The sequence below is a fragment of the Burkholderia sp. Ac-20344 genome (genome assembly GCF_017104975.1).
Classification (GTDB): domain Bacteria; phylum Pseudomonadota; class Gammaproteobacteria; order Burkholderiales; family Burkholderiaceae; genus Burkholderia.
Map to the genome: position 1 here is coordinate 1 of NZ_JAAGPP010000051.1, position 25,113 is coordinate 25,113.

The following is a 25,113-nucleotide window of genomic DNA, read 5'->3' on the forward strand; positions in this document are numbered from 1 at the left end:
TCGCACCAATGTGGTGCCGCCGGTGTCGGCGTCGACGGTCTGGGGGCACGGCCTCGGTATCCGGCAGCGCAAGAACGGCGCGATCAATCTCGCCGACGACATGCAGGTCGACGTCGACCTGACGCTCGGCCACCTGCGCGGGTTGAGCCTGTTCTGGCCGGAGTTCTGGTCGCACCGCGACAAATTCCGGCTGCACGTGAACGGGGCTGCCTGGCGCGATGCGCTTGCCCGCATCAACGGTGCGACCGGGCCGATCGAGCCGCGCGATCCGCAGCCGCAGCCGAATCGCGCACATGCGCCGCGTGCGCTCGCAAAACTCAAGGCGATCTTCCCCGCGCTGAAGGACGTGCAGATCGTCGAGGCCTGGGCCGGCCTGATCGACGTGCTGCCCGACGGCATTCCGGTGATCGATGCGCCGGGCACGCCGTCCGGGCTCGCGATTGCGACGGGGTTCTGCGGCCACGGGTTCGCGATGGGGCCGATCGTCGGGCGGCTGCTTGCCGAATGGATCGACACGGGCGCGCCGTCGCTCGACCTGTCGGCGTTTCGCGCGCAGCGCTTCGTCGACGGGACGATGGTGCGGCCGCGCAGTATGTTGTAACGGACGAATCGTCGTGATGACGTCGGCCGGTCGCGGCCGACCCATCGTAGAATCGAGCCCGCATCCTTCAGGAGATTTCCCCGTTGGCTTCACCCTCCGCCCAGCGCCGCTCGTTGCGTTCCCGCCTGCGCCGCGCCCGCAACCCGTGGCAGGCGCCGCGTACGCGCACGCTGTTCACGCGCCCGGCGACGTCGCCGCGCCGCACGCTGCTGTTCCGTATCGGTGCGGTCGTGCTGCTGTGCATGCTCGCATTCCTCGTGCTGTATCTCGATCGCGACGGGTTGCGCGATTCGACCAAGAGCACGCCGATGACCGTCGCCGATCTCGTGTACTTCACGATGGTCACGGTCGCGACGGTCGGCTACGGCGACATCGTGCCCGTCACCGCGCGGGCGCGCCTGATCGATGCGTTCTTCATCGTGCCGATCCGTATCGTCATCTGGTTCATTTTCCTGGGCACGGCGTATCAGTTCGTGATCCAGCGCGTCGTCGAGGAATTCCGCATGAAACGTCTGCAGAAGCAATTGTCCGATCACATCGTCGTGTGCGGTTACGGGTTGTCGGGCTCGATCGCGGTGCGCGAATTGCTCGAGAGCGGCGTCGATCCGGCTACGGTCATCGTGATCGATTCGCAGCAGCAGGCGCTCGAGGCCGCGACGTCGCTCGGCGTGACGGGGCTGCTCGGCGATCCCGCGCACGAAGACCTGCTGCAGCAGGCGCAGGTGCGCTCGGCGAAGGCCGTGATCATTTCGGTGACCGACGATCCCACCGCGATCCTGCTGACGCTGTCGGTGCGCAGCATCGCGCCCGACACGAAGATCGTCGTGCGGATCCAGGAGAACCTGTACCAGCGGCAACTGCGGCAGGCGGGCGCGGACGTGATCGTGTCGTCGACGAAGATCGGCGCGCTGCTGCTCGCGGACGCCGTGCATAGCCGCTACATCGTGCCGTTCGTGAACGACATGCTGTCGACGCGCGGACGCGCGACGCTGCTGGAGCGCGAGGCCATGCCGCAAGAGATCGGCTGCATGACGAACGTCGTGCCGGGTGCGATCGTCGTCGGGCTCGATCGGTGCGGGAAGATTTTTTCGTTCTACGAGGATCCGCCGTGCAGGATCGAGGCGGGGGACACGCTGGTCGTGATCCAGTCGGCAAGGATTCCGGATCCGGATATTTGAGCACTTTTAATCTGAATGTTCGAAATGCTTCAAAGTATTCGTGGTAAAAATTTTCACCCCCGGATTCGGCGGTTGCAGCGCCGGCTAAATACAGATGTCGCATGTTTCATCGGTCTTTCGGTCATTCAGCGTTGAAGCACCGAGCTTGAAGCAGCAGGGGCGCTACCGTTCATCCGCGAGTCTTGGGGACCGTTGATTCGATTCCGCTTGATGGGTTTGCGAAGGGACCTGCAGGATGGCTGCTTCGATAGCGGCTTCCGTGGGCGCTGGCCGTGTCTTGGCACCCGGCAGCGATGCTTTGGCCCACCTCGGCAGCCACCGATTGGCGTGTGACGATGATCCTGAGATTCACCGGTCGTCGCGCTGTGTGTGCCTGGATCGCTTTAGCCACCTTCAGCGCGCGACTCGGGCGCTTGTGTTCGATGATCGCGCCTTGATCGAGTCCACCAGATTGTCGTAAAGGTGGCATCGCGATACCTCGTCATTGGCTCGTATTTCGATCCGCCCGTCCGTCCGGATACTGCCAGACGTCGATATATCGGTGCATCGGGTTGCGGTTGGTCAGCTTATCGTCCAGCGGATACGGCACGCAGTCGTACAACGCAGTCGGCGACCGCGATACGCGGCGCGTTTCGCGCCGGGTCATCAACCGATCCAGATTCTCGTCGTCCCGCAGTGACCGGTGCGCATTGAAGTCGCTGCGCGGCGGCTTCGTGAAGCGAGCATTATAGGTAGCGGTGAGGGAGGGCGTAGAAGCGTTGGCGTTGGCTACCGTGCTGATCCCGCGTAATCTCAATGCCTTGACGAGCCGGGCCTGCAGCATGAGATGCATACGCTCGAGACGCCCCTTGGGCGAACCGCTGCTTGCGCACAACGTGTCGTTATTCAGTTTATACATGGCCCGACCAACCTGCGTCACGCTTCTGCCCCGGTCATGCCCGCGTACGAGCTGCGGAACACGTTGTACTTGTCGCTGTAGAACGCCACCGGCCGCACGTATCGCTCCAGACACCCCCGCATTGTCTCGACGTAGATAGATTCCGTCGCCGTAAAGTGCAGATGCATCAGCCGGCTCGTCGCGTCGTTCACGTACACCAACAATGTGCAGGCCGGCACCCGTTCCTCGAACCACCGATGGTCGTTGCCATCGATCAGGATCAGTTCGCACGGGGAGGCTCGACATGCTCGCGACTGATAGATATTCGGCGGTCATTGCCGGCGTGGGATCCAAAGCCCGGCCTCTGTCATCATTTCCGGCGTCCGCGTCAATAAAGACATGGGTGGCGTCATCTTGTTAGGTTTCTAGCATCGCAGTCTTTGCAGGGCGAACGGATTGGCCTGCAACAACGGTGGCAAGTCTCGGCATGCACGTTACGGACGGCGTCGGATATCCCGGCCAAACCCCTATCAGCGATTACCAGCCACCCACCAGGCCCGATGACAGCCCTCCGGATCATGACTGCGACTGGTGGCGGGAATCATGCAGGGCCCGGCTGGCCAAAGCCCCGACTATTGGGACGTGAGGATGGTAACGGTGCGTGGGCGGAAAGTCGCAAACATAACCGGTGGTCCTGGTAAAGTCTGCGTGATGCCATATATTGCCATTGCCCGCCCACGTCTCTGCGGTGAATCAGGCTATGACGGAGCGTTAATTTCTATTGGTATGCTAATTTTTGAAAAATTAATAGTCATATATTTTAATGTGTTGGTTTGGGAGTGTAACCCAAGATCCTTGCCAAGTGTTCCATGATTTCGGCGAAATTCATCGCAACGGTAGTGCTGTTTGGAGGGATTTGCGGTTCGCGGACGCGCTGGCAAAGTCCGGCAGCAATGAAATTGCAACCTGCTGCACTCGCGCTGGTTTGATCGTCTAGCGAATTTCCGATAAATATTAGTTGTTTCGCGTTGAGATTTTTCTTCAGTATGTGAAGGCCTGCTGGGTTTGGTTTTGAAGGGGCTTCGTTACGGAAAATGATGGATGAAAATTTGTCGATTAAAGATAAATTTTCCAACTTTGAATGTAGGGATGCGCGATCTCGGCCTGTAAAAATTCCTAAAGGAATATTGATTTCGCGCAGTTGAATGATCGACTCGTGTGCGCCGTCGAAGAGCAGTGCTTCGCTCTCAAGCCTGCGGAATTCTGCGGCGATTTCAGAAATTATTTCGGATCGCTGAGTTTCAGGAAGAGATACCTGCTCCAGGAGAGATCGACCTCTGCGAACGGAGTAGTATCGGATCGATTCTGGTGATCGATGGTATTTTCCTGCGCTGTAGCACTGTTTCGACTGCTGCATCGATAAGGAAATCGCTATTTAATAATGTGCCGTCCCAATCAAATGCGACTGCAAACTCGTGATCGAAATCTTGCATGAATACTCCGCTGTTGATGTGTTTGCTTTATTTCTATAAATACTAATTGTAATGTAGGGCTTATAAAAATTCAGCTCATGGGAGCGGGATCTTGTTTCATATAGGGTTGCTGCCTGCATCTCTGACTTGGGGGCGAGGCGCTCTCCTTTTAATATGCATACCTATTTATATTGACTTCGAGTGGAAATGGCTTGATCATTTCCAATCGGAAATTTAATGAAATTAAAGAATTTCTGTCACGATGCGCAGTGTCTGGATCGCGGCGGATCTGAACGCATTTGCTCCATCAAGAGGTTTATTTTTGTCTGTCCAGGCAATTGCTGCCAAGCATTGTACGCCGACATAGTATAGGAATTCTCTTCTGGGTACTTGTTCCCCGTATGCGTCTTCCCAGCCGGAGAGGAAGGAGTTGCGCAATTCTTCATCGGAAAAATCTATGTCTACCCAAACTAGCTTCGCCAAATCGTAAGCAGCATCTCCAATACGTGCTGCTTCAAAATCTAGAATTCCAGAAACGTGACCTTTGGAGGTTGCTAAGATATTTCTGCCGATGTAGTCGCAATGAAGCAGTTTAAGGTTTGCTGGTTCACGCAAATCGGTGCGCAGTTGAAGAAGCTGATCTAGCTGATTGCTATATTCTAGATAATCCGTGGCTGCTTTATTTAAGCGAGATTTCCACTTCGATACCATTTCTTCAAGATGGGCATTCCACTCGACAGGGCGCTCAGAAACTCCGTCACGCTGTTGCCAGAATTTCATCTCCAACAGACGGGTGGGACTGATCGTGCGGTGAAGCTGCCCCAGCGCAGACCCAGCTGATGAAACTAGTCGCAGTTTTTCTTCACGGTTGACATTTTTTAGTGTGTGGTCGAGTCTGCTTCCTGAAATCGCGCTTAGAACAACAACGGAATAGTCTTCCCAGGCCAGTTTATTCAATATCTTGGGAACCAGAAGGCTTGATTCGAGCTCTTCTAGAATTTCACAATGTCGATCGAAAGCTGCTCTATTCGTCGTGGCTTTGACGAAAAATCTCCCGAGTTGCGAGCTAGCCTCGTACACGACCGTGCCTTCTCGCTCAACAATCGGTCTAAGGTCGTCAGCTCCGACGAGCTTCTTCAATGTGATCGGATCTTTCATCTTTGGAACTCTCTGTTTAAAGGTTGCAGTGATTGCGAGTGCGCCTGTCGCGGAAGTCGATCATTGACCGGGTCCACGGGCGGGATAGTTAAAAACAATTAATATTAAAAATTCCATCAAATATTTTGATTGAATATCGCTCTGTGGGCGATGATGTTCGCCTTGAGGCGCGTCTGCGGGGCTTGCACCTCGTCCCGGGTTGCCTTTTCCGGGCTGGTACCGAATCGCGTGAGTTCCTGGCAGAGTCAGATTGCATTCGATGAAATGTGTAGACATCTTGTCTGATGCGGAAGTTAGGTATGGAGATTCGAGCGGCGGCTGCGATTGTTAGTCACGGGTTATCTAAGTGCCTGTCCAGATCGGTCGGATAGGTTGCTAGTGATATGAACTACCGTTGAAGCCTGAACGATCGCCTACGGTGTGCGGACGGACAGCCCTTGTTGCTGATTAGCGTACAGATCAACGTCAGTTCGTCATAGTCAAGCCGCCGTCGACCGGCAAGAAATCCAAGGCCGGTTGACGGCGCGTGACGGGCGCGTCGCGAGAGACCATGACGACACCGGTTTCGGCTGGGCTTGACCCACCGGCGTCAGCACCGCGAGCAGCGTCGCGCCGTCAGGTGACCGCGCCACGTATGCATGCGGCCGATGCGACGAGAACAATGCGCCGTCGCTGTTCGCGAGCTGGCTCGATACGCCGCGGAACGGCTCATCTGGCGGCCCCTGAAATGGGTGTTCGGCTGCGCGACTGGGTATCGACCAGCGCGCGGTCAGGCAGTGTACGCCGGCATTGGCGCAAGCAGCGCGAAGGCGCACGTCGATCTTCGGGGAGACATCGCGCGCCGGCCTAGCGCGGGTGATGTCTCCCGGCGCGTGTCGGGCAGTCTCCTGCGCGGCGCGCGCTTATCCCCGGCCGACGAACGGCATCGCGGTCGCCATGATCGTCATGTTCAGGATGTTCGTGTCGAGCGGCAGGTTCGCCATCTGGACGATCGCGTTCGCGACATGCGTGACGTCCATGCGCGCCTCGGGCGCGAGGCTGCCGTCGGCTTGCGGGACGCCTTGCGTCATCCGTTCCGTAAGCGACGTCGCCGCGTTGCCGATGTCGATCTGGCCGCACGCGATGTTGTACCGGCGGCCGTCGAGCGCCAGCGACTTGGTGATCCCGGTTACCGCATGCTTCGTGGCCGTGTACGCGATCGTTTCGGGACGCGGCGCGTGCGCCGAGATCGAGCCGTTGTTGATGATCCGGCCGCCCTGCGGCGTTTGCGCTTTCATCAGGCGCCATGCGGCCCGCGCACACAGAAAGACGCCGGTCAGGTTCGTCGCGACGACGCTGTTCCACAGATCGAAATCGTATTCGTCGAGGGAAACCGGGGGCGCGTTGCGGCCGGCATTGTTGAACAGCACGTCGAGCCGGCCGAACTGCTGCGCGATCTGCGCGAACGCGTGGTCGATCGATGCTTCGTCGGTGACGTCTGCAGGAAACACGTGTGCGTCGCCGTTGGCGGCGCGGATCGCGTCCTGCGTTTCGCGCAACGATTCTTCCGTGCGTCCGAGCAGCGCGACGGTGAATCCCGCCTGCGCGAGCGCGATGGCCGCTGCGCGACCGATGCCGGATCCGGCGCCCGTGACGGCTGAGAATTTCTTCGAGACAGACATTAGGTGAATCCGGAGCCTTATCTGGTTTGGCTTCCGGCCATCGTCAAAAACTCTTTCAAAATACTACAGAAGCTACCCTGCCGCAGCGATCTTGATGTCGGTCCAGCCTTGATCGCGACTGTCTCGGTAACGTGCCGTCATCACGGCCGACTCGTAGCCGAGCAATGCTTGCGCGAAATCAGCGTCAAATTGCTCGGTATAGCTTCGTGCGGACAGCGAGCGGATTTCATGCAGTGACGGCGGCTTGCCTCCGCATTTCTGAAAAGACCTGACTCATTCTTGTCAGAGATTCGAGGTCGCCGGGTTTCGACTTTTCCTGCGTCGAGAAGCAACCTCTTGACGCGTCACATCGCGGAAATTCGATTTCATCGTGTCTCCCGGTGAGCGCGGTTGTTACTGGTCCTCACTCCAATACGACATATCGGTGTCCGCCACGTCTTCGGGCGATTCATCGCGCTCGCAATTCTCAAATGCAGCTATCGCCAGTTGGCGCGGGCTTTCTGCTGTGTATCCGCCGCGTTCGACGTAGCGTTTCTCTCAACGGTCAGTCCATTCTCGTTAAGTAAGCGTGAAAATCTCCTTGGTGTGATTGCCCTTTAGCGATAGCAGAGGTTAGGCGGTACGCTCGGAAATCGGCGGCGCGATGGCGCTGCCGATTAGGTGCAGGCTGAACAGGGAAACGAGCCGCGCCTATACAGGACCGCTGACCGATCGGGACGCTATATTTTAATTCGTAATGCTTGGCATTAAGGCTTATTCAATGACAGGGAAGAGAATATCAAGATTGGGTTCAGGAAAGGAGTTGTAATCTAACTGAAAAGACTAGAACAACATGAGGGCCGAAATGTTTTCCCGAGTGATATACAGAGACGACGAGTTGACGCTTGCCGTACGGTGGTTCGGGCTGGGGCGTGTCTATGCCGAGTCTCGCGGATATGCAATGAGCGCACATCCGGCACAAGCACGCTTCTTGACTCGAGTGACGATGCGGTTGCGGCAGCATGGCCACGAGGTGAGGCCACCTGACTGCGTGGCACGTCTGTTCTATCGCTCGTACGCCGACGTGCTGATGAAAGGGCAATCCCACAGCTATCCGTGGATAAACTGGTTCGAGCGCGGTTCAGAACGTGTTGCGAATGACTTCATCGCACAGAGCCGGACAATGTCCGCGCGCGCTGAGCCGTAGGGCGGTGCCACGGTTCCTTTCCTGAATCCCGTCTCGTAAAAGAGCGAGCCCGACCTGGCTGCGGCTGGCAGCGGGCGTTCGTGTGCTTCCGTGCCCGTCAGTTGCATGACACGAATAATCCATTCGCGTATTTCCAGTTTCAATAAATAGCGATCACCTGCAAGGCGTCGCGGCGGATTTCCGCTGTCCGGACTATGGGCCTGCGCTCGCGGTGTGCCGGCGCCTTGCCGCGTCGGACCTGCCGGTCAATCAACTTATCAACGAAGGGATGTGGACGCACATTGGCATTGCGCCGCGGGGAACGCTCGCGCGCCGTGAAGTGCTTGCCGCGCACTTTGCGAATGGTGAGTCAACGTATACGCGCGGTCTGCCGGCGCTGCCCTGATTGTGTTCAACGACCTAACGCCACTCGCGCGGGTGGGCGTTGCGTCAACGATAGGGGGCATGGGGCAGCAGGCGTTAGCAGACCCGTGCAGTGGATCATCGGAAAACCGGCCGACGCCGATGACCAGGGATCATCGCCACATTCGGCAATGTAGTCGAAATGCGCGGCGCACATGTTCAAGCGACATCGTAAGGCACGCTCGATGGCGCGATGACCTCGACTACTTCTTCCGGCCAGGTGCGGCCTTCCGCGCCCGCGTGCCCGTCTCCGCAAACAGATCGACCACCACGTCGCGCAGCCACTTGTTCCCTTCGTCCTGATTGACTCGCGTATGCCAGAGCATGTGAATCGGCGCGCCCGGCAGCGTGACGGGCAGCGCGCGCCAGCCCAGCGAGAACGGTGCGGCGAGCTGCTGCGCGAGATGCTCGGGCACCGTCGCGATCAGGTCGGTGCGCTGCAGGATGTAGCCAACGCTCATGAAATGCGGCACCGTGAGCCGCACCTGGCGCGTCACGCGGCGGCGCTTCAGCCATTCGTCCACCTGCCCGTGGCCGGTGCCGGCCGACACCACGACCAGATGCTCGGCATTGCGCCACGCGTCGACCGTCAGCGGCGCCTCTTCGAGCGGATGCCCGCGCCGGAGCAGGCACACATAGCGCTGATCGAACAGCCGGCGCTGATAGAAGCCGCCCTTGAGCTGCGGCAGCAGGCCGATCGCGAGATCGACGCGGCCGTCGGCCATTTCGTCGCCGAGATTGACGCTGGTATTGCGCACGGTATTGAGCGCGATGCCCGGCGCCGCTTGCGACAGGTGTTCCAGCAGCGCGGGCAGGAACACGACTTCGCCGATATCGGTCATGCCGATCGTCAGCGTGCGCGTGGCGCGCAACGGATCGAAACCGGTCTCCGGGTTCAGCGCGGCGTGCAGCGTCGCGAGCGCGTGCGACACGGGTTCCGCCAGGCGCAGCGCGAACGGCGTCGGCACCACGCCGCCCGGCCCACGCACGAACAGTGGATCGCCGAGCCGGCGGCGCAGTTTCGCGAGTGCGTTGCTCACGCCCGGCTGGCTCATGTTCATCTGCTCGGCGACGCTCGACACGCGCCGCTCCTGCATCAGCTGCTGGAAAAGCAGCAGCAGGTTGAGGTCGATATCGCTCAGTTCCATGGATTGCGCCTTGCCTGGTTCATTGCATCCAGTGATGATGCAGATTCATTTCATTTTATTGCGGGATGAAGGTCCGCTCCAGAAAATACCGATACGGCACATGCAATCGACATGACCGCTGCGCAAGCCGCAGACCCCACATCGGTACATCGGAGACACTTCATCATGCAGACGAACCTGAAGATTGCGATCGTCGGCGCCGGGATCGGCGGCCTGACGCTCGCGCTCGCCTTGCGCGAGCACGGCATCGACGCGCAGCTCTACGAACAGACGGACGTGTTGCGCGAAGTCGGCGCGGCCGTCGCACTGTCGGCCAATGCGACGCGCTTCTACGAACGCATGGGATTGCGTGCGGCGTTCGACGCGGTGTGCGCGGACATCCCGGGGCTCGTCTATCGCGACGGCCGCAGCGGCGCGGTGATCGGCCATCATCGCGGCGCCCCCGACTATCGCCGGCAATTCGGCGGCGCGTACTGGGGCGTGCATCGCGCGGACCTGCAGGCCGTGCTGTCGAAGGCGGTCGGCCTCGAATGCATCCATCTCGGCCATCGGCTGACCGATCTCGCGCAGCACGCCGATCGCGTCACGCTGTCGTTCGACAACGGCGTGCGTGTCGACGCCGATCTCGTGATCGGCGCGGACGGTGCGCGCTCGATCACGCGGCGCTGGATGCTCGGCTACGACGATGCGCTGTATTCGGGCTGTTCGGGGTTTCGCGGCGTGGTGCCGGCCGCGCGGCTGAGCCTGTTGCCCGATCCCGAAACGCTGCAGTACTGGATCGGGCCGCACGGGCATCTGCTGCACTATCCGATCGGCGACAACGGCGACCAGAATTTCCTGCTGGTCGAGCGTCATCCGTCACCGTGGCCGTCGCGCGACTGGGTGATGCCGTCGGAAGAAGGCGAGCAGTTGCGCGCGTTCAGGGATTGGCATCCGGCGGTGGTGCAGATGATCACCGCCGTGCCGATCAGCCAGCGTTGGGGGCTGTTCCATCGGCCGCCGCTCGGCCGCTGGAGCCGCGGACGCGTGACGCTGATCGGCGACGCCGCGCACGCGCTGGTGCCGCACCACGGGCAGGGCGCGAATCAGTCGATCGAGGATGCGGTGGTGCTGGCCGCGCAGCTGGCGCAGGCCGGGCCGGGCAACTGGCGCGAAGCGCAGGAAGCGTACGAGCGGCTGCGCCGCGGCCGCACGCGCAAGGTGCAGTACGCGTCAATCTCCGTGGCCGATGTGCTGCACCTGCCCGACGGGCCGGCTGCGCAGGCGCGCAATGCGCGTCTCGCCGAGCGCGACAGCGTGCAGCATCACCTGGACTGGATTCACGATTTCGACGCGCTGGCCGGGGAGCCGAGCGAACGGCAGGGCGGCACGTGGCTTTGAGCGTGCCATCTTGAGCCCGCCATCAGGCGCGACAGGTGTGCCGGGGTGGCGTTCGCAGGGCAGGTGATTCGGGGCGACGGCCTGCGGCCCGCCGGTCACCGGCCGGCCTGACGAAAACGGGCGGGGCAACACCCGCCCGCCGTCACTTCACGCAGTCGAGCGCGTACTTCAACCCCTGCCCGAGCAGCCCGCGCCACACGTCCCAGGTATGCCCACCGTCGACGATGCGCAGTTCGGCAGGGTTCTGCGCGCGGCGCAGGTGCGTGTACAGCACGCTCGATTCCGCCTGGATCGTCAGGTCGTCGTCGCCGGCCGCGATGAACATCGGAATGCGCCAGCTGCGCGCGAAATAGCCGCGCATCAGCGCCGGGTAGTTGAGCTCGTGCCACACGCGCGGGTCGAACTGCCGGTCGCCGAACACGCCGACGTAGCGCGCGGCGGAATTGAGCGGCGGCTCGTTCGCGTAGATCGCGGGGCTCAGCAGCATCGCGCCGCAGAACAGGCCGGGTTCGAGCAGCGAGAAGCGCAGCGCGCCGAAGCCGCCCATCGACACGCCGCCGATCGCGCGGCCCGCACGCTGGTTCGATACCGCGAAGTGCGCTTCGACTTCGGGCAGCAGGTCGTTGAGGAATGCGCTCTGCATCTTCTCCTTGCGGTCGACGTACCAGTCGGTGCCGCCCTGCGGCATCACGATCACGACGGGCGGGATCTCGCGGTGCTCGATCAGCGTGTCGGCGGTGGCCTGCAGCCGGCCCTGCGTGACCCAGTCGTTCGCGTTGCCGGCATTGCCGTGCAGCAGGTACATCACCGGGTAGCGCGCGCCTTCCGGGTTGTAGCCCGGCGGCAGGTAGACCGTGTACGACCAGTCGCGCTTCAGCGACGCCGACCGGAACGTGCGCAGCACGACGCTGCTGCCCGGATTGAGCGCGGGCTCCTGGGCGGTCGACGGGGTCGTCGCGGTCTGGACGGCCGGCGGCTGCGCGGGCGATACCGCCGGCACGGGCGGCGTGGCGCCGGCGGTGGCGATGGAGCCGGCGATCAGGGCGAAGGCGAACGGAAGGGCGAGTCGGCGCATGTCGAATCGTTTCAGGAGAGGCGCCGGCTATCGTAGCAGCGGCGCATGACGGCGCGGCGCGTCATCGCCGCGAACGGAACGGCAGCCGCGCGACGAGCGGCCCGTAGAGTTTGGCGACGAGATACAGCAGGCCTATCGCGACGACGTCGGCGGTCAGGCCGAGCTTTACGTCGAGATAGCCTTCGGTCGCCTGGTAAAGCAGCGAATCGACCGCGAGCGAGATGCCGGTGCCCGCGACGAAGCACAGCAGCCCCTGCCGGCCGATCGTGCCGATCCACGGCATCGCGTGCGCGACCTTCTTCATCCACCCGAGGTGCACGAGCTTGGCCGCGAGCCATGCGATCGCGAGGAAGTTCGCGAGCCGCAGCGCGCCGAGGTTCTGCTTGATCGACGGATCGGTCGGGAACGGTTCGATGCGCAGCCGGTAGTACGCGCCGGCCGCGACGATCGCGAGCGAGACGGCCGTCAGCAGCCAGCCCTGCGGCTTCGGCGCGAGGGTCTGGTAGACGGGCTGGCAGCGCGCGATCACGCCGAGCACGAACAGGAACTGCCACGCGAACGGGTTGAAATCCCACGGCGCGCCTTCCACGGTCGGCAAAAAGCGCGCGACGTGCGGCGCCGCGTACCACAGCGATCCGCTGAACGCGAGCAGCAGCCACGGCTGCGTGCGGGCGAGCGGCAGCGCGAGCGGGACGAGCAGTGCGAAGAACGCGTACATCGGCAGCACCGACGCGAGGTACGGCTGGCGGCGGAACAGCAGGATGTCGCGCAGCGCGGCGAGCGGCTTGTGGAGCAGGCCGTCGAGATCGTTGGTGGGCATGTTCGGGCCGTCGATCGCGAACGCGTTCAGCGCGGCCGTGATCAGCAGCATCAGGCCGGCCGTCACGAGGAAGGCGCGGTAGATCTCGAATGCGCGCCGGATGAAGCGCTGGCGCGCGGCAGCTTCGTCGTGACGCTCGGCGAGCGAGTTGTACGCGATCGCGGTGGCGAAGCCGCCGAGGAACACGAAGACCTCGGCCGCGTCGCACAGCGCGTACGCGTGCAGCGTCACGCGCGACAGGATGCTGCCGCCGATGTGGTCGACGACGATGACGAGCAGCACGAGGCCGCGGAAGAAATCGAGCTCGGCATAGCGGCCGGCCCGGGCCGGTGCGGTCATCGGACCGCCTCCCGGCGCGGGCCGCTGGCGCGGCCGGCACGCGCCGCGCATGAATCGGGGGGAAGCATGACTTCGTGAAGAAATGACGAACGGATGCGCATTGTGCCACCGATGCGGTGCACATCGGGTTTACGCGAATGGTCGGCCGTCGTGCCGCTGCCGTTAAGCCGGGTCAGGCAGTCTGCGCAACGGAGCAGTTGGACGAGCGCAACGGATTGCGCAGGGTTCAGCTACCCCAATGGACGGACGGTTTGCGACGTGACACCATTTTGACCTCACGCGGCCGCACACCGCGTCGTCCGCCCTGCGGGCCACACATACAACAGACCAAACATTCGCCGGGCGCACGACCATGCCCGGCCCCCGGCTCCGGAGATCCGTCATGAAGAAGCACGTCATTTTTACCGCCGCGCTGGCCGCTTTCGCCGCGCCGGTCTTCGCCCAGAACAGCGTGACGCTGTACGGTGTGATCGACGAAGGCTTCAATTACACGAACAACGTGAACGTCAATGGGGTCGGAAAATCGAATTACCAGCTCGCGAGCGGCTATGCGCAGGGCAGCCGCTGGGGCCTGAAGGGCAGCGAGGATCTCGGCGGCGGGCTGAAGGCGATCTTCACGCTGGAAAACGGTTTTGACGTGAACAACGGCCGGCTCGGCCAGGGTGGCCGCATGTTCGGCCGCCAGGCGTTCGTCGGGCTGAGCGCGCCGCGCTTCGGCACGCTGACCTTCGGCCGCCAGTACGATTCCGTCGTCGACTATCTCGCGCCGCTCACGGCCAACGGCAACTGGGGCGGCACACTGTTCTCGCACCCGTTCGACAACGACAACACGGACAACTCGTTCCGCGTCAACAACACGGTCAAGTACGCGAGCGCCGACTGGAACGGCCTGACGTTCGGCGGCACGTACAGCTTCAGCAACAGCACCGGCTTCTCGAACAACCGTCAGTACAGCCTCGGCGCGCAGTACTCGCTGGCCGGGCTGCAGGTCGCGGCGGCGTACCTGCAGGCGAACAACCCGGGCGTGGGCAGCGCGGGCGCGATCTCGGCGGATGACGCGAACTTCGTCGCCGACCGCCTGCGGATCTTCGGCGGCGGCGTCAACTACACGTTCGGCTCGGCCACGGTCGGCTTCGTCTACACGAAGACGGACGTGAAGAATCCGGTGTCGACCGTCTACCTGCCGGCTTCGACGTTCGCCGGCCTCGGGCTGACCGCGACGAAGTTCCAGAACTTCGAGGTCAACGGCAAGTATCAGCTCACGCCCGATTTCTATCTCGGCGCGCAGTACGTGTACACGGACGGCAAGTACGATGCCGCGGCCGGGACGTTCAAGCCGAAATACCACACGGTCGGCCTGATGGCCGACTACAGCCTGTCGAAGCGCACCGACGTGTACCTGCAGGGCGCATGGCAGAAGGTGGCCGGCGACAAGACCGGCACGGCGGCCGACGGCGGCTACGTGGTCGGGACGGACGGCCCGTCGGCGTCGTCGAACCAGTTCGCGGTGCGCGCCGCGATTCGCCACAAGTTCTGATCGGGCGGCGCCGGGGCCGAGTGCGCCGGCGCCTGCCGTCAATCCGCCCGGGGCGTGGCGCCGAGCGTGTCCGCGAGCCAGTCGACGAAGATCCGCACGCGCGGCGCGAGATGCCGGCCGGTCGGGAACACCACCGACACGGGCAGCGGCTCGGCATTCCATTCCGGCAGCACCTCGACCAGCGAGCCGTCGGCGAGCAGCGGCCCGAGCCCTTCGCGCGGTGCCTGGATCAGCCCGAGGCCCGCAAGACAGCACGCGAGATACGCCTGCGAGCTGTTGACCGACACGACGCTGCGCATCTTGACCGCGTGCAGTTCGCCCGAATCCATGTCCGCATATTCCCAGTCCAGCTCGCGGCCCGTGCGGCTCGAGAAATAGCCGACCGCGACGTGGTCCGGCAACTCGTCCGGCGAGCGCGGCGTGCCGTGCCGCGCGAGATACGCGGGCGCCGCGCAGTTGATCTGCGCCAGTTCGCCGATGCGCCGCGCGACGAGCGACGTGTCGGACATCGCGCCGACCCGCACCGCGCAGTCGATGCCGTCGGCGACGAGGTCGACGAAGCGGTCGGTCGTGCCGATCACGACGCGCAGGTCCGGGTAGCGCGCGTGGAAACCCGGTAGCGCCGGAATCACCTGGTTCAGCGCGAAGCGCTCGGGCAGGTCGACGCGGATCGCGCCGCGCGGCGTCGTGCCGGCGTCCTCGAACAGCGTTTCTGCGTCGTCCAGATCGGCCAGCAACCGCACGCAGCGCTCGTAATAGGTCGCGCCTTCGGCCGTCAGCGCGACGCGCCGCGTCGTGCGCTGCAGCAGGCGGATCTTCAGGTGCTTTTCCAGATACTGGACGGCGTTGCTGACCGTCGGGCGTGGCAGTTGCAGTTGCTCGGCGGCTTTCGTGAAGCTGCCGAGATGGGCGACGCGCGCGAAGATGCGCATTGCTTGCAGATGATCCATGCGGGGCGAGTGCGTGGGTGGAGGGGAGCAGGCTCCATTGTTAATCAGCGTCGAATGGTTTGGTTGAGTGTTTCGCGTTTATCGCGCGTCGCGAGGCGTCCAGAATCCGGCCTGTTGATTCATCACTCAAGGAAACGGACATGGATACGCGTGAACTGGGCCGTACGGGCCCGCGGGTGTCGGCGCTCGCACTCGGCTGCATGGGGATGTCGGACTTCTACGGCCCGGCCGACCGCGACGAAAGCATCGCGACGCTGCACGCGGCGCTCGACCACGGCATCACGATGCTCGACACCGGCGATTTCTACGGCATGGGCGACAACGAGATGCTGATCCGCGATGCGCTGCGCGGCCGGGCACGCGACCAGGTGCTGATCAGCGTGAAATTCGGCGCACTGCGCGATCCGGCCGGCGGGTTTGCCGGCTACGACGCGCGGCCCGCGGCGATCCGCAACTTCGTCGCGTATTCGCTGAAACGGCTCGGCACCGACTACATCGACATCTACCGGCCGGCGCGTGTCGATCCGGCGGTGCCGATCGAGGAGACGATCGGCGCGATCGCCGATCTCGTGAAGGCCGGGTACGTGCGCCATATCGGCCTGTCGGAAGCCGGCGTCGACACGATCCGCCGCGCGGCGGCCGTCGCGCCGATCTCCGACCTGCAGATCGAGTATTCGCTGCTGTCGCGCGGCATCGAGGCCGGGATCCTGCCCGCGTGCCGCGAACTCGGGATCGGCGTGACGGCCTACGGCGTGCTGTCGCGCGGGCTGCTCGGCGGGCGCTGGAGCACGGCGCGGCAGGGCGAGCGCGATTTCCGCGCGGCGAGCCCGCGCTTCCAGGGCGAGAACCTCGCGCACAACCTCGCGCTCGTCGACGCGCTGCGCGCCATCGCCGACGAGAAGGGCAGCAATCCGGCGCAGGTCGCGATCGCGTGGGTGCTGTCGCGCGGCGGCGATATCGTGCCGCTGATCGGCACGCGCAAGCGCACGCAGCTTCAGGACGCGCTTCAGTCTGCTGAAATGCAACTAACGGTCAATGACGTTGCTCGCATCGAAGCGGCGGTTCCCGCCGGGGCGGCTGCCGGTGAGCGTTATTCGGCCGCACAGATGGCGCACCTCGACAGCGAACAGGGACGGGGGGCATCTCACGGGGACTGATCGGCCCGATTCGGCCTTTGTTTCCGAACGGGCCCTGTATTCGGCCCGGATTCGGGTGCCGGGGCGGGATTCGCAACGCAGATGGCGGTGCATCGTCCGGCCCCGCCCGCCTTGACGCCGGCGGCGCGATTTTCGCAGGCCCGAGGCGCGATAGCACATCGGCACAATCGCGCCGCCGGCTTCGTCCGGCAAGCCCTAGCCAGCCTCAGGCAAAACCAGATGGCGGGCGGCGCGATCGGGGTTCACCATCGGCGCCGTACTCAACCGGACGGAATGCCTTTCATGCACATTCATACGCTGACGATCATCGCGTTGGTTTTCCTGCTGGCCGGCGCGGTCAAGGGCATGATCGGGCTTGGCCTGCCGACGATCGCGATGGGGCTGCTGACGCTCGCGATGCCGCCGTCGGCCGCCGCGAGCCTGCTGCTCGTGCCGTCGTTCATCACCAATGTGTGGCAGTTGTGGCTCGGCCCGTCGTTCGGGCCGCTGCTGCGCCGGCTGTGGCCGCTGCTCGCCGGCCTGACGATCGGCACGCTGACGGGCGGGCTGCCCGCGCTCGCGGCCGGCAGCACCTGGACGCATGCGGCGCTCGGCGTGGTGCTGATCCTCTACGGGCTGTGGGGGCTGGCCGCCGCGCGGCTGCCCGCGCCGGGCCGCCATGAAAAATGGCTGTCGGCCGTGGTCGGCTACCTGACGGGTGTCGTGACGGCCGCGACCGGCGTGTTCGTCGTGCCGGCTGTGCCGTACCTGCAGGCGCTGCGGTTGTCGAAGGACGACCTGATCCAGGCGCTCGGGCTGTCGTTCACGGCATCGACGATCGTGCTCGGCCTGCAGTTGCGCGTGACGGGTGCGCTGCAGACGGTCGATCTCGGTGTGTCGGCGCTCGCGCTCGTGCCGGCGCTGGCGGGCATGGCCGGCGGGCAATATGCGCGGCACGTGATGAGCGAGAAGGCGTTCAAGCGCTGCTTCTTCGTCGGGCTGATCGCGCTCGGCGGGTATATGGCGGCTTCGGGGTGGCTGTGAGCGGGCATGGCCGACGAGCGTGATGCCCGCTGTCCGCGACGATCCCGAAGCCGGTTTCGACAACAACCGGCTTCGGGGGCGTTCACCCGACGTGGGTCACACCGCTCAGGCCGGGTCGGCGTACTTCAGCGTCCACCCGAACGTGCGGGTCGCGCCCGCGCCGAGTGCAAACGGATTCGTCGTGCACGCGAAGTTCGAATGCAACTGGCCGATCGGCGTCGTCGACAGCGGATTCGTCGTGCCGTTCACCGTGTCGAAGGCGGACAGCGCGCAGTTGTCGAACCCGGTCGCCGCATAGCCGGTCGCGGCGCTGTTCGCGTACGTCACCGATGCGCCGTCGCCGTTGGCCTGCGTCGACGCGAAATCCGCGAACGACGTGAAGTCCGTCTCGACCGACAGGTTGCCGGTGAGCGTGCCCGTGCTCAGCGTATCGCTGCGTGCGACCGAGCCGTGCGCGAACGTCAGCACCGTGTGTACCTGCAGATCGAGATCCGTCGTGTACGCGGCGTTTTTCGACGCGAGCCGGAACTTCGTGGTGTCGAACGACACGATCACCTGGCCGTTGCTTTGCTGGACGTTCAGGTTCTTGTAGTACGTGACGGGAATATAGGTCTTCCCGTTGTACGACACCTGCGGCACCAGCAGCGCGTAGCCCAGATCGGTCGTGCCGTAGATCAGCTTGTCGGAGAACGGCACCGGGTAGTACGGCGTGTACGAGTTGTAGTCGGGCGCCTGGCTGAGGTTCAGGTTGATCACGCGCCGGCCGTCGCGCACGGTGAGCAGTGCCGCACTGTACGGATGCGCGGTGTCGCCGGGCTGGTTGTACCCGGTGAGCGTGTAGCGCGGCAGCGCATCGAGCCATGCGCCGTAGTCCGCATCGGCCATCGGCGCCTTGCCGCCGAAGCCGAGCTTGTTCCACCACGCGTTCACGTACAGGTACTGGTGCAGCAGGCTGAAGTTCTCGCCCATCACGCGCGGCTTGCCGCGATACGCGTCCGTGCCGCGGCCCTTGACCCACATGTTCACCGACGGCGTCGGCAGCGACGGGTCGTACCAGACCGTGCCGAACCGATGCGCGGCCTGATAGATGAACGCATACGCAACCTGTTTCTCCTGGTCGGTCAGCACGCCGGCATTGGCCGCGGCCGTCAGCACTTCCATGAACGCGGAGTCGCCGTACGGGCCGATCGAGCGGCCGTAGTTGAAGCCCTGGCCGTTCGCGTTCAACTGCGGCAGGATCAGGTCGACCGACTTGCGCAGGTAGCCCTTCAGTTCGGGCGTGAGGTTCGCCTCGTTACCCATCTCGAACGTGCGCTCGGTCACTTCGCCGATCAGTAGCGTGCTGTAGCGGTCGAAGCGCGCCTGGTCGTAGTAGGTCGTGTGCGTGTTCGACGCTTCGTCCGAGAACCCGCCCGACGAGTCGTTGCGGATATGGTTCGTGAGCGTGTACAGCAGCGCGTCGCGTGCGCCCATCGTCGCGACCGACGGATCGGTCTTCGATGCAAACGACGGGCTGCTCCAGCCGAGCTTCTGGCGCAGCCCGGCAATTCCGTAGGACACCGCATAGTAGTTCTGTGCGGTGTTGAGCGACGCGATGTCGATCGGCGTGCCGGCCGCGGGGCACGTATTGGTCTTGCCGCTCGCATCGGGGCCGAACATGTCGCAGAAGGTGAGGCGCTGCTGCAGCGTCGCGAGCATCGCGTCGCTGAAGACTTCGTTGAGCATCCCGTGCGCCTTCAGGTTGTTCAGCGTAACGAGGTAGTAGTACTCGCCCCACGACGTATTCGCATACACGTAGTTGCTGCCCGACTGCGCCATCATCGCGGTCGTGATCGTCTGGTACGTCGCGAGGTAGCTCGCGTATTGCGGATCGTTCTTCGACTTCATGTCGATCAGGATGTACGACAGGCCGAGCGCGAGCTTGCCCGGCAGGAATTTGTCGCCGGTGTTCGTGTCGAGCACGTGGACCGGCGTGCCGTCGCCGAGATCCATCACGACCTGCGTGAAGTCGGGCGATTTCCGGATCAGGTCGAACAGCGCGCGCATCTGGCCCATCATCGTGACCGGAACGTTCGTGCCGGCCGGCACGCTGGTGTCGGGCGCGCCGTAGACGAGCGCCTGCAGCGAATTCGACGCGAGCGACGGTGTCGTGGACGGGGGCGGCGAAGACGACGGCGGCGTGTCGGTCACGTCGTTGCCGCCGCATGCGCTGACGAACAGGACGGAAAGGGCGCTGAGCGCGGCGCCGAGCGCGAATCTGCTGCGCGGATGCATTGTGTCTCCAGTTTCGAATAGTGATGAAGGACGGGCGGGTGTGGCCGTTGCCGTTGCCGTGCTCGATGCCCGTACCTGGCCGCCGCCTTGAACCCTGATCCCTGAAGACGGACGGCCTGAATCACCACTCGAGCGGGCAAGCGTTCTCCCTGCACGGGCCGTGACCGGCGTCGCGCGGATGCAATGGAAAACGTTTTCCAAATTTAGGCAGCGATCGGCGTGATGTCAATGAACTTTCACGCCGGATGCGCCGGGATAAACCCGGATAGTGGGAAGGCGGGAGTGGTGCGCGAGATCCGAGTGACGCGGAAATTACCGGGATTTCTACTGGTTGAGACGGGATGTAGTGCGGGACATCGATGAGGAAGCGGCGATCAGAATGGCTTTCTGGCGATGCATGATCGCCGGACTGTGTGAGAAAACGTTATCCATAAGGATTGAAGTGAATCGAGCCGTGCAGCGCGGCATCAATCGCGAATGGCGCGCGTCACCGCGGCGTGGTTTCGCCGGACAGGAACGCAACGAACTCGCGCGTGTACTTCGGCAGCGCGTCGAACGACCGCGCGCACAGCTTCAGCCTGCGGTGGCTCCACGGATCGGACAGTTCGACGAGCCGCACGTCCATCGTCTGCATCGCACGCTCGGCCGCATGGCGCGACACGATGCCGATGCCCACGCCGCTGGCGATCACGCGGCAGATCGCATCGAAGCTCTTCAGTTGCACGCGATAGCGGATCCGCTTGCCGAGCACGCGCGCCTGGTCGGCGAGATGCACCTGCAGCGCGCTGCCGTCGGTGAGGCCGATGAAGTCGGCATCGGCAATCGCGTCGAACGCGACCTTGCCGTGCGATGCGAGCGGATGTGCGGCCGGCACGACGACGATCAGCCAGTCCTCGCGGAACGGCTTCTGTTCGAGCCCGCCGAGCCCGACCGAATCGGCGACGATGCCGACCTCGGCCGTCTTGTTGCGGATCGCATGCACGATCTCCTGGCTCGAGCGCTCCTCGACGCTGATCGACAGCTTCGGATGATGCGGCAGGTAGTCGGCCAGCGCGTCGGGCAGGTATTCGCTCAGCGACGCGGTGTTGCACAGCAGCCGGATATGCCCGCGCAGCCCCTGGCCGTATTGCTGCAGTTCGCCGCGCATGTGGTCGATCTGCTGCAGCACGGTGCGCGCATGGTGTTCGAGCGCGCGGCCCGCATCGGTTGCCTGCGCGCCCGACTTGGTCCGGTGCAGCAGCGGTACGCCGAGCTCGTCCTCCATGCCGCGGATGCGCTCGCTCGCGGCCTGCAGCGTGATGTGCGTACGCTCGGCGCCGCTCGTGATCGTGCCGGCCTCGCAGATGTTCAGGAAGAGCCGCAGGTCGGTCAGGTCGAAGCGCATGATGGGTGGGGGCGATCGTGTTGGAATGGCCGATAAGTTAGCAGGGAACCGCCGCCGCGGTCTCAGGCGCAGCCTGAGGCCCGATTCGCCGGTTCCGCATTTTCGGGGCGCGATCGATGGCGGATCATGGCCGCACATCAACCGGGGAGCCTGTCATGCAGATCGATCCGTCGTGGGGCGTGTCGTTCAAGATCGCGCTGCACGTGCTGTTCCTGTGCATCGGCATCGCATGGGCCTGTTCCGAACTCGCCATATGGTTGCGTTGAGGCTTGCGGCGGGCGCGCACCGCAGCGGGCGGTTGTCGCCGCTCCATGCCTATCGAAAAAAGGTCTTCATAGTTTTCTGAAACGAAAATTCTTCCGTTTTCCTGAAAAAAGACCATCAAGTTTTTCCGGATCGGGCCGTATTACCGGTAGCGAATGCCGGCCGGCGTCCGGTTCGTGATCGTTTGTCATCATTGTTTGCATCCGGTTACACGTCGGCCGTTCCGTTTTTGAGATGCTTGAAAGATTGTCAAACCGGAGTTGGATCGTCCATGAAAACGCGCGAGATTCACCGCAACGCGGCGTGGCTGCCGGGCCTGGCCGCCGTGCTCGTCATGGCCGGTTGTGCAAGCACGCAGTCCGTCCCGCCGAGCGATACGCAGGCGGGATCGTCGTCGCCGTCGAGCCAGGCCGCCGCGGCGCCGCCGGCCGCCACCCTGCCGCCGGCGCCGATTTTCGTCGCGCAGAAGTACGTCGTGAAGCGCGGCGACACGCTGACGGGCATCGCGTCCGCAAACGGCTGCAGCGTTGCCGACCTGCGCACCTGGAACAAGCTGGGTGACAACGGCAGGCTGCGCATGGGGCAGGTGCTGCGCATCGTCAAGCAGCAGCCGTTGCCGCCGCCGGGCGCGGCCGGCGCGCAGGTAGCCGCATCGTCGGCGTCGGGCAATGGTGCAGGGAGCAACCCGGCGGCCATGCAGGCCACTGCGTCGAATGCGAGCGACCGTCAGGTCGTCAAGGAAACGAAGCGGCATGCAGGCGGTGTCGCGCTCAAGTGGCCCGCGAACGGCAAGATCGTCGACGGGTTCCGGCCGGGGCAGAACCGCGGCATTCAGATCGCCGGCCGGCCGGGCGATCCGGTCCGCGCCGCGGCCGACGGCCGCGTGATGTACGCGGGCACTGGCCTGAACGATTACGGCAGCCTGATCATCGTCCAGCACAACGCGGATTTCCTGACCGCCTATGCGCACAACCGCAAGCTGCTCGTGAAAACGGGCGACATCGTGCGCCAGGGCGACGAGATCGCCGAGATGGGCGACCTCGACAACTCGCGTGTCGCGCTGCTGTTCGAAGTGCGACGCGACGGCAAGCCGGTCAATCCGATGCCGTACCTGCCTTCGTCGCAAGGGTGAAGCGGGGCCATTTCGCTGGAACGTGGCGGCGCTCGCTGCTACGCTAGGGTCTGTTCATGCGAGTCCCGCGCTTCGCGGGGCCGACGGTCGTCTTCCGGGGATGCGCGGCGAATGCCGTCGCGGGCCGGCCGCCGGCGTGACCGGGCGCGCTTCGCCGATGCGCGCCGCGTTGCTTCGTGCCACCGTTTCCGACAGAACCCACCTCATTCATGGAACACTCTCCGACACGCCGCTCGCTGTTGCTTGCCGCCGTTGCCGCGCCGTTCGTCGCCGCGTGCACGTCCGCGCCGGTCGCCGACCAGGGGCGCGCCCACGCCGCCCAGGCCGAATTGACCGCGCTCGAGAAGGCCTCGAATGGCCGGCTCGGCGTCGCCGCGCTCGATACGTCGAACGGCGTGCGCATCGCCCATCATGCGCGCGAGCGCTTCCCGCTGTGCGGGGCCTATGCGGTCGTCGCGGCCGCCGCAATGCTCGCGCGCAGCGCGCTCGACGCGTCGCTGCTGCCGCGTCGCATCCTGTATCGCCGCTATGAAGTCGTGGCGGGCTCGCCGATTACGGAAAGCCACGTCGACACGGGCATGACGATCGAGCAGCTTTGCGTGGCGATGCTGCAATCGGGCGACAAGGGCGCCGGCAACCTGCTGATGGGCGTGCTCGGCGGCCCGCAGGCCGTCACGTCGTTCGCGCGCGCGAGCGGCGACATGTCGTTCCGCCTCGATCACTGGGAACCCGAACTGAACAATGCCGCGCCCGGCGACGAACGCGACACGTCGACGCCGGTCGAGCTGGTCGACACGCTGCAGCGGCTGCTGCTCGGCAATACGCTGCACGAGCCGCAGCGCACGCAACTGACGGAATGGATGACCGGCGGCGCGCGCAGCGCGACCGGCATTGCGGCGGGCGTGCCGCCCGGCTGGCGCATCGCGGACAAGGCCGGCACGGGCGGTTACGGCACGACGACCGACGTCGCGGTGCTGTGGCCGCCGTCGCGTGCGCCGATCGTGATGGCCGTGTCGTTCACGCAGCCGCAGGCCGCTGCGGCTGCCCGCGCAGACGTCGTCGCGTCGGCGGCGCGCATCGTGGCGGGCGCGCTCACCGCGGCGGCCTGAGCTTTTCGCGCCTCGCGCAAAGCCGGCGTTTGGCTTATCGTGTCGGACAGCGCGCGCCGGTGTCGGCGCGCGGTTCTTCCGCGCCGTTTTTCCGTTTGCCTTCTTCATGCGCCGACTTCCCCCGCTGCACGCGCTGCAGATCTTCTCGACGGTGGCTCGCCACCGCAGCTTCACGCGCGCGGCCGAGCAGCTGTGCATCACGCAGGGCGCGGTGAGCCGGCAGATCCAGACGCTCGAGGCGCATTACGGTTTTCCGCTGTTCAAGCGGCATGCGAAGGGCCTCACGCTGACGGCGGAGGGCGAGCAGTTGCTGCCGGTGGTCAACGAGAGCTTCGCGCGGATCGAAGATATTTCGATGAGGCTCACGCGGCAGCGCACCGATCTCGCGCTGAAGGTGCCGACCTGCGTGATGCGCTGGATGCTGCCGCGCATCATGCGCTTCCAGGGCGAGCATCCCGATCTCCATGTGCAGATCACGACCGCCTGGCAGCACGTCGTCGATTTCTCGACCGAGCCGTTCGACGCGGCGATCGTCTACGGCACGTCGCCGGGCGCGGGCGTGTGCGCGCTGCCGCTGTTCGACGAGCGGTTGACGCCCGTATGCGCGCCCGAGTTGCGGCAAACGTCGCCGCTCGACGCGGTCGGGGATCTTGCGCGTCATACGTTGCTGCATCCGACCCGCGACCATCGCGACTGGCGCGCGTGGCTCGAACACGCGGGCGAGCGCAGCGTCGATCCCGCGCGCGGGCCGACGTTCGACACGCTCGATCTCGCGACGAACGCGGCGATGCAGGGCTTCGGCGTCGCGATCGGCGACGTGACGCTCGTCGACGACGACGTCAGCGCGCGCCGGCTCGAACGGCCGTTCGACATCGTGCTCGAGACGGGCGCGCGCTACTTCTTCGTGTATCCCGAGAACATCGGCAACCAGCAGAAAATCCGCGCGTTCAGCGACTGGATCGCACGCCATCGCGACTGACCGGCGC

General features: G+C 64.1%; 20 protein-coding genes. 9 read left to right on the plus strand and 11 right to left on the minus strand.

The window, feature by feature from the left end; all coding sequences use genetic code 11:
• Both G3N64_RS17970 and G3N64_RS17975 read left to right on the plus strand, forming a co-directional pair.
• Positions 1-601 (plus strand): FAD-binding oxidoreductase (locus tag G3N64_RS17970; RefSeq protein WP_205785140.1); only part of this gene is annotated, 601 nt, incomplete at its 5' end.
• Between the two features lie 83 nt (positions 602-684).
• Entirely contained in the window at positions 685-1,779 is a 1,095-nt protein-coding gene (locus tag G3N64_RS17975; RefSeq protein ID WP_205785141.1) for a potassium channel protein, read from the plus strand.
• A gap of 481 nt (positions 1,780-2,260) precedes the next feature.
• Here the strand turns inward: G3N64_RS17975 and G3N64_RS39780 are convergent, their stop codons facing one another.
• The 6 genes from G3N64_RS39780 to G3N64_RS18000 form a co-directional block, all read right to left on the minus strand.
• Positions 2,261-2,677: a hypothetical protein gene (locus tag G3N64_RS39780; RefSeq protein ID WP_241021070.1), complete on the minus strand. Its 417-nt coding sequence runs from the start codon at positions 2,675-2,677 to the stop codon at positions 2,261-2,263.
• A gap of 17 nt (positions 2,678-2,694) precedes the next feature.
• Positions 2,695-2,844: a hypothetical protein gene (locus G3N64_RS39785; RefSeq protein ID WP_241021071.1), complete on the minus strand. Its 150-nt coding sequence runs from the start codon at positions 2,842-2,844 to the stop codon at positions 2,695-2,697.
• 632 nt (positions 2,845-3,476) lie between these two features.
• Positions 3,477-4,073 carry an HAD-IA family hydrolase gene (locus tag G3N64_RS17985; RefSeq protein WP_205785142.1) on the minus strand — a complete coding sequence of 199 codons (597 nt, stop codon included), beginning with the start codon at positions 4,071-4,073 and terminating at the stop codon, positions 3,477-3,479.
• Positions 4,074-4,371: 298 nt separating this feature from the next.
• Positions 4,372-5,286 carry an aminoglycoside phosphotransferase family protein gene (locus G3N64_RS17990; RefSeq protein WP_205785143.1) on the minus strand — a complete coding sequence of 305 codons (915 nt, stop codon included), beginning with the start codon at positions 5,284-5,286 and terminating at the stop codon, positions 4,372-4,374.
• A gap of 902 nt (positions 5,287-6,188) precedes the next feature.
• The gene (locus G3N64_RS17995; protein WP_205785144.1) at positions 6,189-6,947 is read right to left on the minus strand and encodes an SDR family oxidoreductase; all 759 of its coding nucleotides are present in this window, start codon (positions 6,945-6,947) and stop codon (positions 6,189-6,191) included.
• Positions 6,948-8,738: 1,791 nt separating this feature from the next.
• Positions 8,739-9,683 (minus strand): LysR family transcriptional regulator, encoded by a 945-nt coding sequence (locus tag G3N64_RS18000; RefSeq protein WP_205785145.1) that lies wholly within the window; start codon positions 9,681-9,683, stop codon positions 8,739-8,741.
• Between the two features lie 165 nt (positions 9,684-9,848).
• Between G3N64_RS18000 and G3N64_RS18005 the strand changes: the two genes are divergently transcribed.
• On the plus strand, positions 9,849-11,063 hold the full coding sequence (locus tag G3N64_RS18005; RefSeq protein WP_205785146.1) for an FAD-dependent monooxygenase: 1,215 nt from the start codon (positions 9,849-9,851) through the stop codon (positions 11,061-11,063).
• A 142-nt stretch (positions 11,064-11,205) separates the two neighbouring features.
• Here G3N64_RS18005 and G3N64_RS18010 read toward each other — a convergent pair whose 3' ends face one another.
• Together G3N64_RS18010 and G3N64_RS18015 are read right to left on the minus strand one after the other, a co-directional pair.
• Positions 11,206-12,138, minus strand: coding sequence for an alpha/beta hydrolase-fold protein (locus G3N64_RS18010; protein WP_205785147.1), 933 nt, complete (start codon positions 12,136-12,138; stop codon positions 11,206-11,208).
• 61 nt (positions 12,139-12,199) lie between these two features.
• The gene (locus G3N64_RS18015; RefSeq protein ID WP_205785148.1) at positions 12,200-13,297 is read right to left on the minus strand and encodes an OpgC domain-containing protein; all 1,098 of its coding nucleotides are present in this window, start codon (positions 13,295-13,297) and stop codon (positions 12,200-12,202) included.
• Positions 13,298-13,679: 382 nt separating this feature from the next.
• Here G3N64_RS18015 and G3N64_RS18020 point away from each other — a divergent pair, with 382 nt between their 5' ends.
• Positions 13,680-14,834, plus strand: coding sequence for a porin (locus G3N64_RS18020; protein WP_205785149.1), 1,155 nt, complete (start codon positions 13,680-13,682; stop codon positions 14,832-14,834).
• A gap of 38 nt (positions 14,835-14,872) precedes the next feature.
• Here G3N64_RS18020 and G3N64_RS18025 read toward each other — a convergent pair whose 3' ends face one another.
• On the minus strand, positions 14,873-15,784 hold the full coding sequence (locus G3N64_RS18025; RefSeq protein WP_205785150.1) for a LysR family transcriptional regulator: 912 nt from the start codon (positions 15,782-15,784) through the stop codon (positions 14,873-14,875).
• A 140-nt stretch (positions 15,785-15,924) separates the two neighbouring features.
• Here G3N64_RS18025 and G3N64_RS18030 point away from each other — a divergent pair, with 140 nt between their 5' ends.
• Entirely contained in the window at positions 15,925-16,941 is a 1,017-nt protein-coding gene (locus G3N64_RS18030; protein ID WP_205785151.1) for an aldo/keto reductase, read from the plus strand.
• Positions 16,942-17,223: 282 nt separating this feature from the next.
• Entirely contained in the window at positions 17,224-17,964 is a 741-nt protein-coding gene (locus G3N64_RS18035; protein ID WP_205785152.1) for a sulfite exporter TauE/SafE family protein, read from the plus strand.
• 105 nt (positions 17,965-18,069) lie between these two features.
• Here G3N64_RS18035 and G3N64_RS18040 read toward each other — a convergent pair whose 3' ends face one another.
• Together G3N64_RS18040 and G3N64_RS18045 are read right to left on the minus strand one after the other, a co-directional pair.
• Positions 18,070-20,238 carry a hypothetical protein gene (locus G3N64_RS18040; protein WP_205785153.1) on the minus strand — a complete coding sequence of 723 codons (2,169 nt, stop codon included), beginning with the start codon at positions 20,236-20,238 and terminating at the stop codon, positions 18,070-18,072.
• Positions 20,239-20,725: 487 nt separating this feature from the next.
• Positions 20,726-21,622 carry a LysR substrate-binding domain-containing protein gene (locus tag G3N64_RS18045; RefSeq protein WP_205785154.1) on the minus strand — a complete coding sequence of 299 codons (897 nt, stop codon included), beginning with the start codon at positions 21,620-21,622 and terminating at the stop codon, positions 20,726-20,728.
• A 535-nt stretch (positions 21,623-22,157) separates the two neighbouring features.
• Between G3N64_RS18045 and G3N64_RS18050 the strand changes: the two genes are divergently transcribed.
• From G3N64_RS18050 to G3N64_RS18060, 3 genes are all read left to right on the plus strand, one after another.
• Positions 22,158-23,018 (plus strand): peptidoglycan DD-metalloendopeptidase family protein, encoded by an 861-nt coding sequence (locus G3N64_RS18050; protein WP_205785155.1) that lies wholly within the window; start codon positions 22,158-22,160, stop codon positions 23,016-23,018.
• Positions 23,019-23,227: 209 nt separating this feature from the next.
• Positions 23,228-24,127 carry a class A beta-lactamase gene (bla, locus tag G3N64_RS18055; RefSeq protein ID WP_205785156.1) on the plus strand — a complete coding sequence of 300 codons (900 nt, stop codon included), beginning with the start codon at positions 23,228-23,230 and terminating at the stop codon, positions 24,125-24,127.
• 106 nt (positions 24,128-24,233) lie between these two features.
• The gene (locus G3N64_RS18060; RefSeq protein ID WP_205785157.1) at positions 24,234-25,106 is read left to right on the plus strand and encodes a LysR substrate-binding domain-containing protein; all 873 of its coding nucleotides are present in this window, start codon (positions 24,234-24,236) and stop codon (positions 25,104-25,106) included.
• The last annotated feature ends 7 nt before the right edge of the window (positions 25,107-25,113 follow it).

Bases quoted from the DNA above. Each gene is read 5' to 3' on its own strand.
- G3N64_RS39780 (WP_241021070.1), bottom strand. From the start codon at position 2,677: ATGTATAAACTGAATAACGACACGTTGTGCGCAAGCAGCGGTTCGCCC.
- G3N64_RS39785 (WP_241021071.1), bottom strand. From the start codon at position 2,844: ATGCATCTGCACTTTACGGCGACGGAATCTATCTACGTCGAGACAATG.
- G3N64_RS17985 (WP_205785142.1), bottom strand. From the start codon at position 4,073: ATGCAGCAGTCGAAACAGTGCTACAGCGCAGGAAAATACCATCGATCA.
- G3N64_RS17990 (WP_205785143.1), bottom strand. From the start codon at position 5,286: ATGAAAGATCCGATCACATTGAAGAAGCTCGTCGGAGCTGACGACCTT.
- G3N64_RS17995 (WP_205785144.1), bottom strand. From the start codon at position 6,947: ATGTCTGTCTCGAAGAAATTCTCAGCCGTCACGGGCGCCGGATCCGGC.
- G3N64_RS18000 (WP_205785145.1), bottom strand. From the start codon at position 9,683: ATGGAACTGAGCGATATCGACCTCAACCTGCTGCTGCTTTTCCAGCAG.
- G3N64_RS18005 (WP_205785146.1), top strand. From the start codon at position 9,849: ATGCAGACGAACCTGAAGATTGCGATCGTCGGCGCCGGGATCGGCGGC.
- G3N64_RS18010 (WP_205785147.1), bottom strand. From the start codon at position 12,138: ATGCGCCGACTCGCCCTTCCGTTCGCCTTCGCCCTGATCGCCGGCTCC.
- G3N64_RS18015 (WP_205785148.1), bottom strand. From the start codon at position 13,297: ATGACCGCACCGGCCCGGGCCGGCCGCTATGCCGAGCTCGATTTCTTC.
- G3N64_RS18020 (WP_205785149.1), top strand. From the start codon at position 13,680: ATGAAGAAGCACGTCATTTTTACCGCCGCGCTGGCCGCTTTCGCCGCG.
- G3N64_RS18025 (WP_205785150.1), bottom strand. From the start codon at position 15,784: ATGGATCATCTGCAAGCAATGCGCATCTTCGCGCGCGTCGCCCATCTC.
- G3N64_RS18030 (WP_205785151.1), top strand. From the start codon at position 15,925: ATGGATACGCGTGAACTGGGCCGTACGGGCCCGCGGGTGTCGGCGCTC.
- G3N64_RS18035 (WP_205785152.1), top strand. From the start codon at position 17,224: ATGCACATTCATACGCTGACGATCATCGCGTTGGTTTTCCTGCTGGCC.
- G3N64_RS18040 (WP_205785153.1), bottom strand. From the start codon at position 20,238: ATGCATCCGCGCAGCAGATTCGCGCTCGGCGCCGCGCTCAGCGCCCTT.
- G3N64_RS18045 (WP_205785154.1), bottom strand. From the start codon at position 21,622: ATGCGCTTCGACCTGACCGACCTGCGGCTCTTCCTGAACATCTGCGAG.
- G3N64_RS18050 (WP_205785155.1), top strand. From the start codon at position 22,158: ATGAAAACGCGCGAGATTCACCGCAACGCGGCGTGGCTGCCGGGCCTG.
- bla (WP_205785156.1), top strand. From the start codon at position 23,228: ATGGAACACTCTCCGACACGCCGCTCGCTGTTGCTTGCCGCCGTTGCC.
- G3N64_RS18060 (WP_205785157.1), top strand. From the start codon at position 24,234: ATGCGCCGACTTCCCCCGCTGCACGCGCTGCAGATCTTCTCGACGGTG.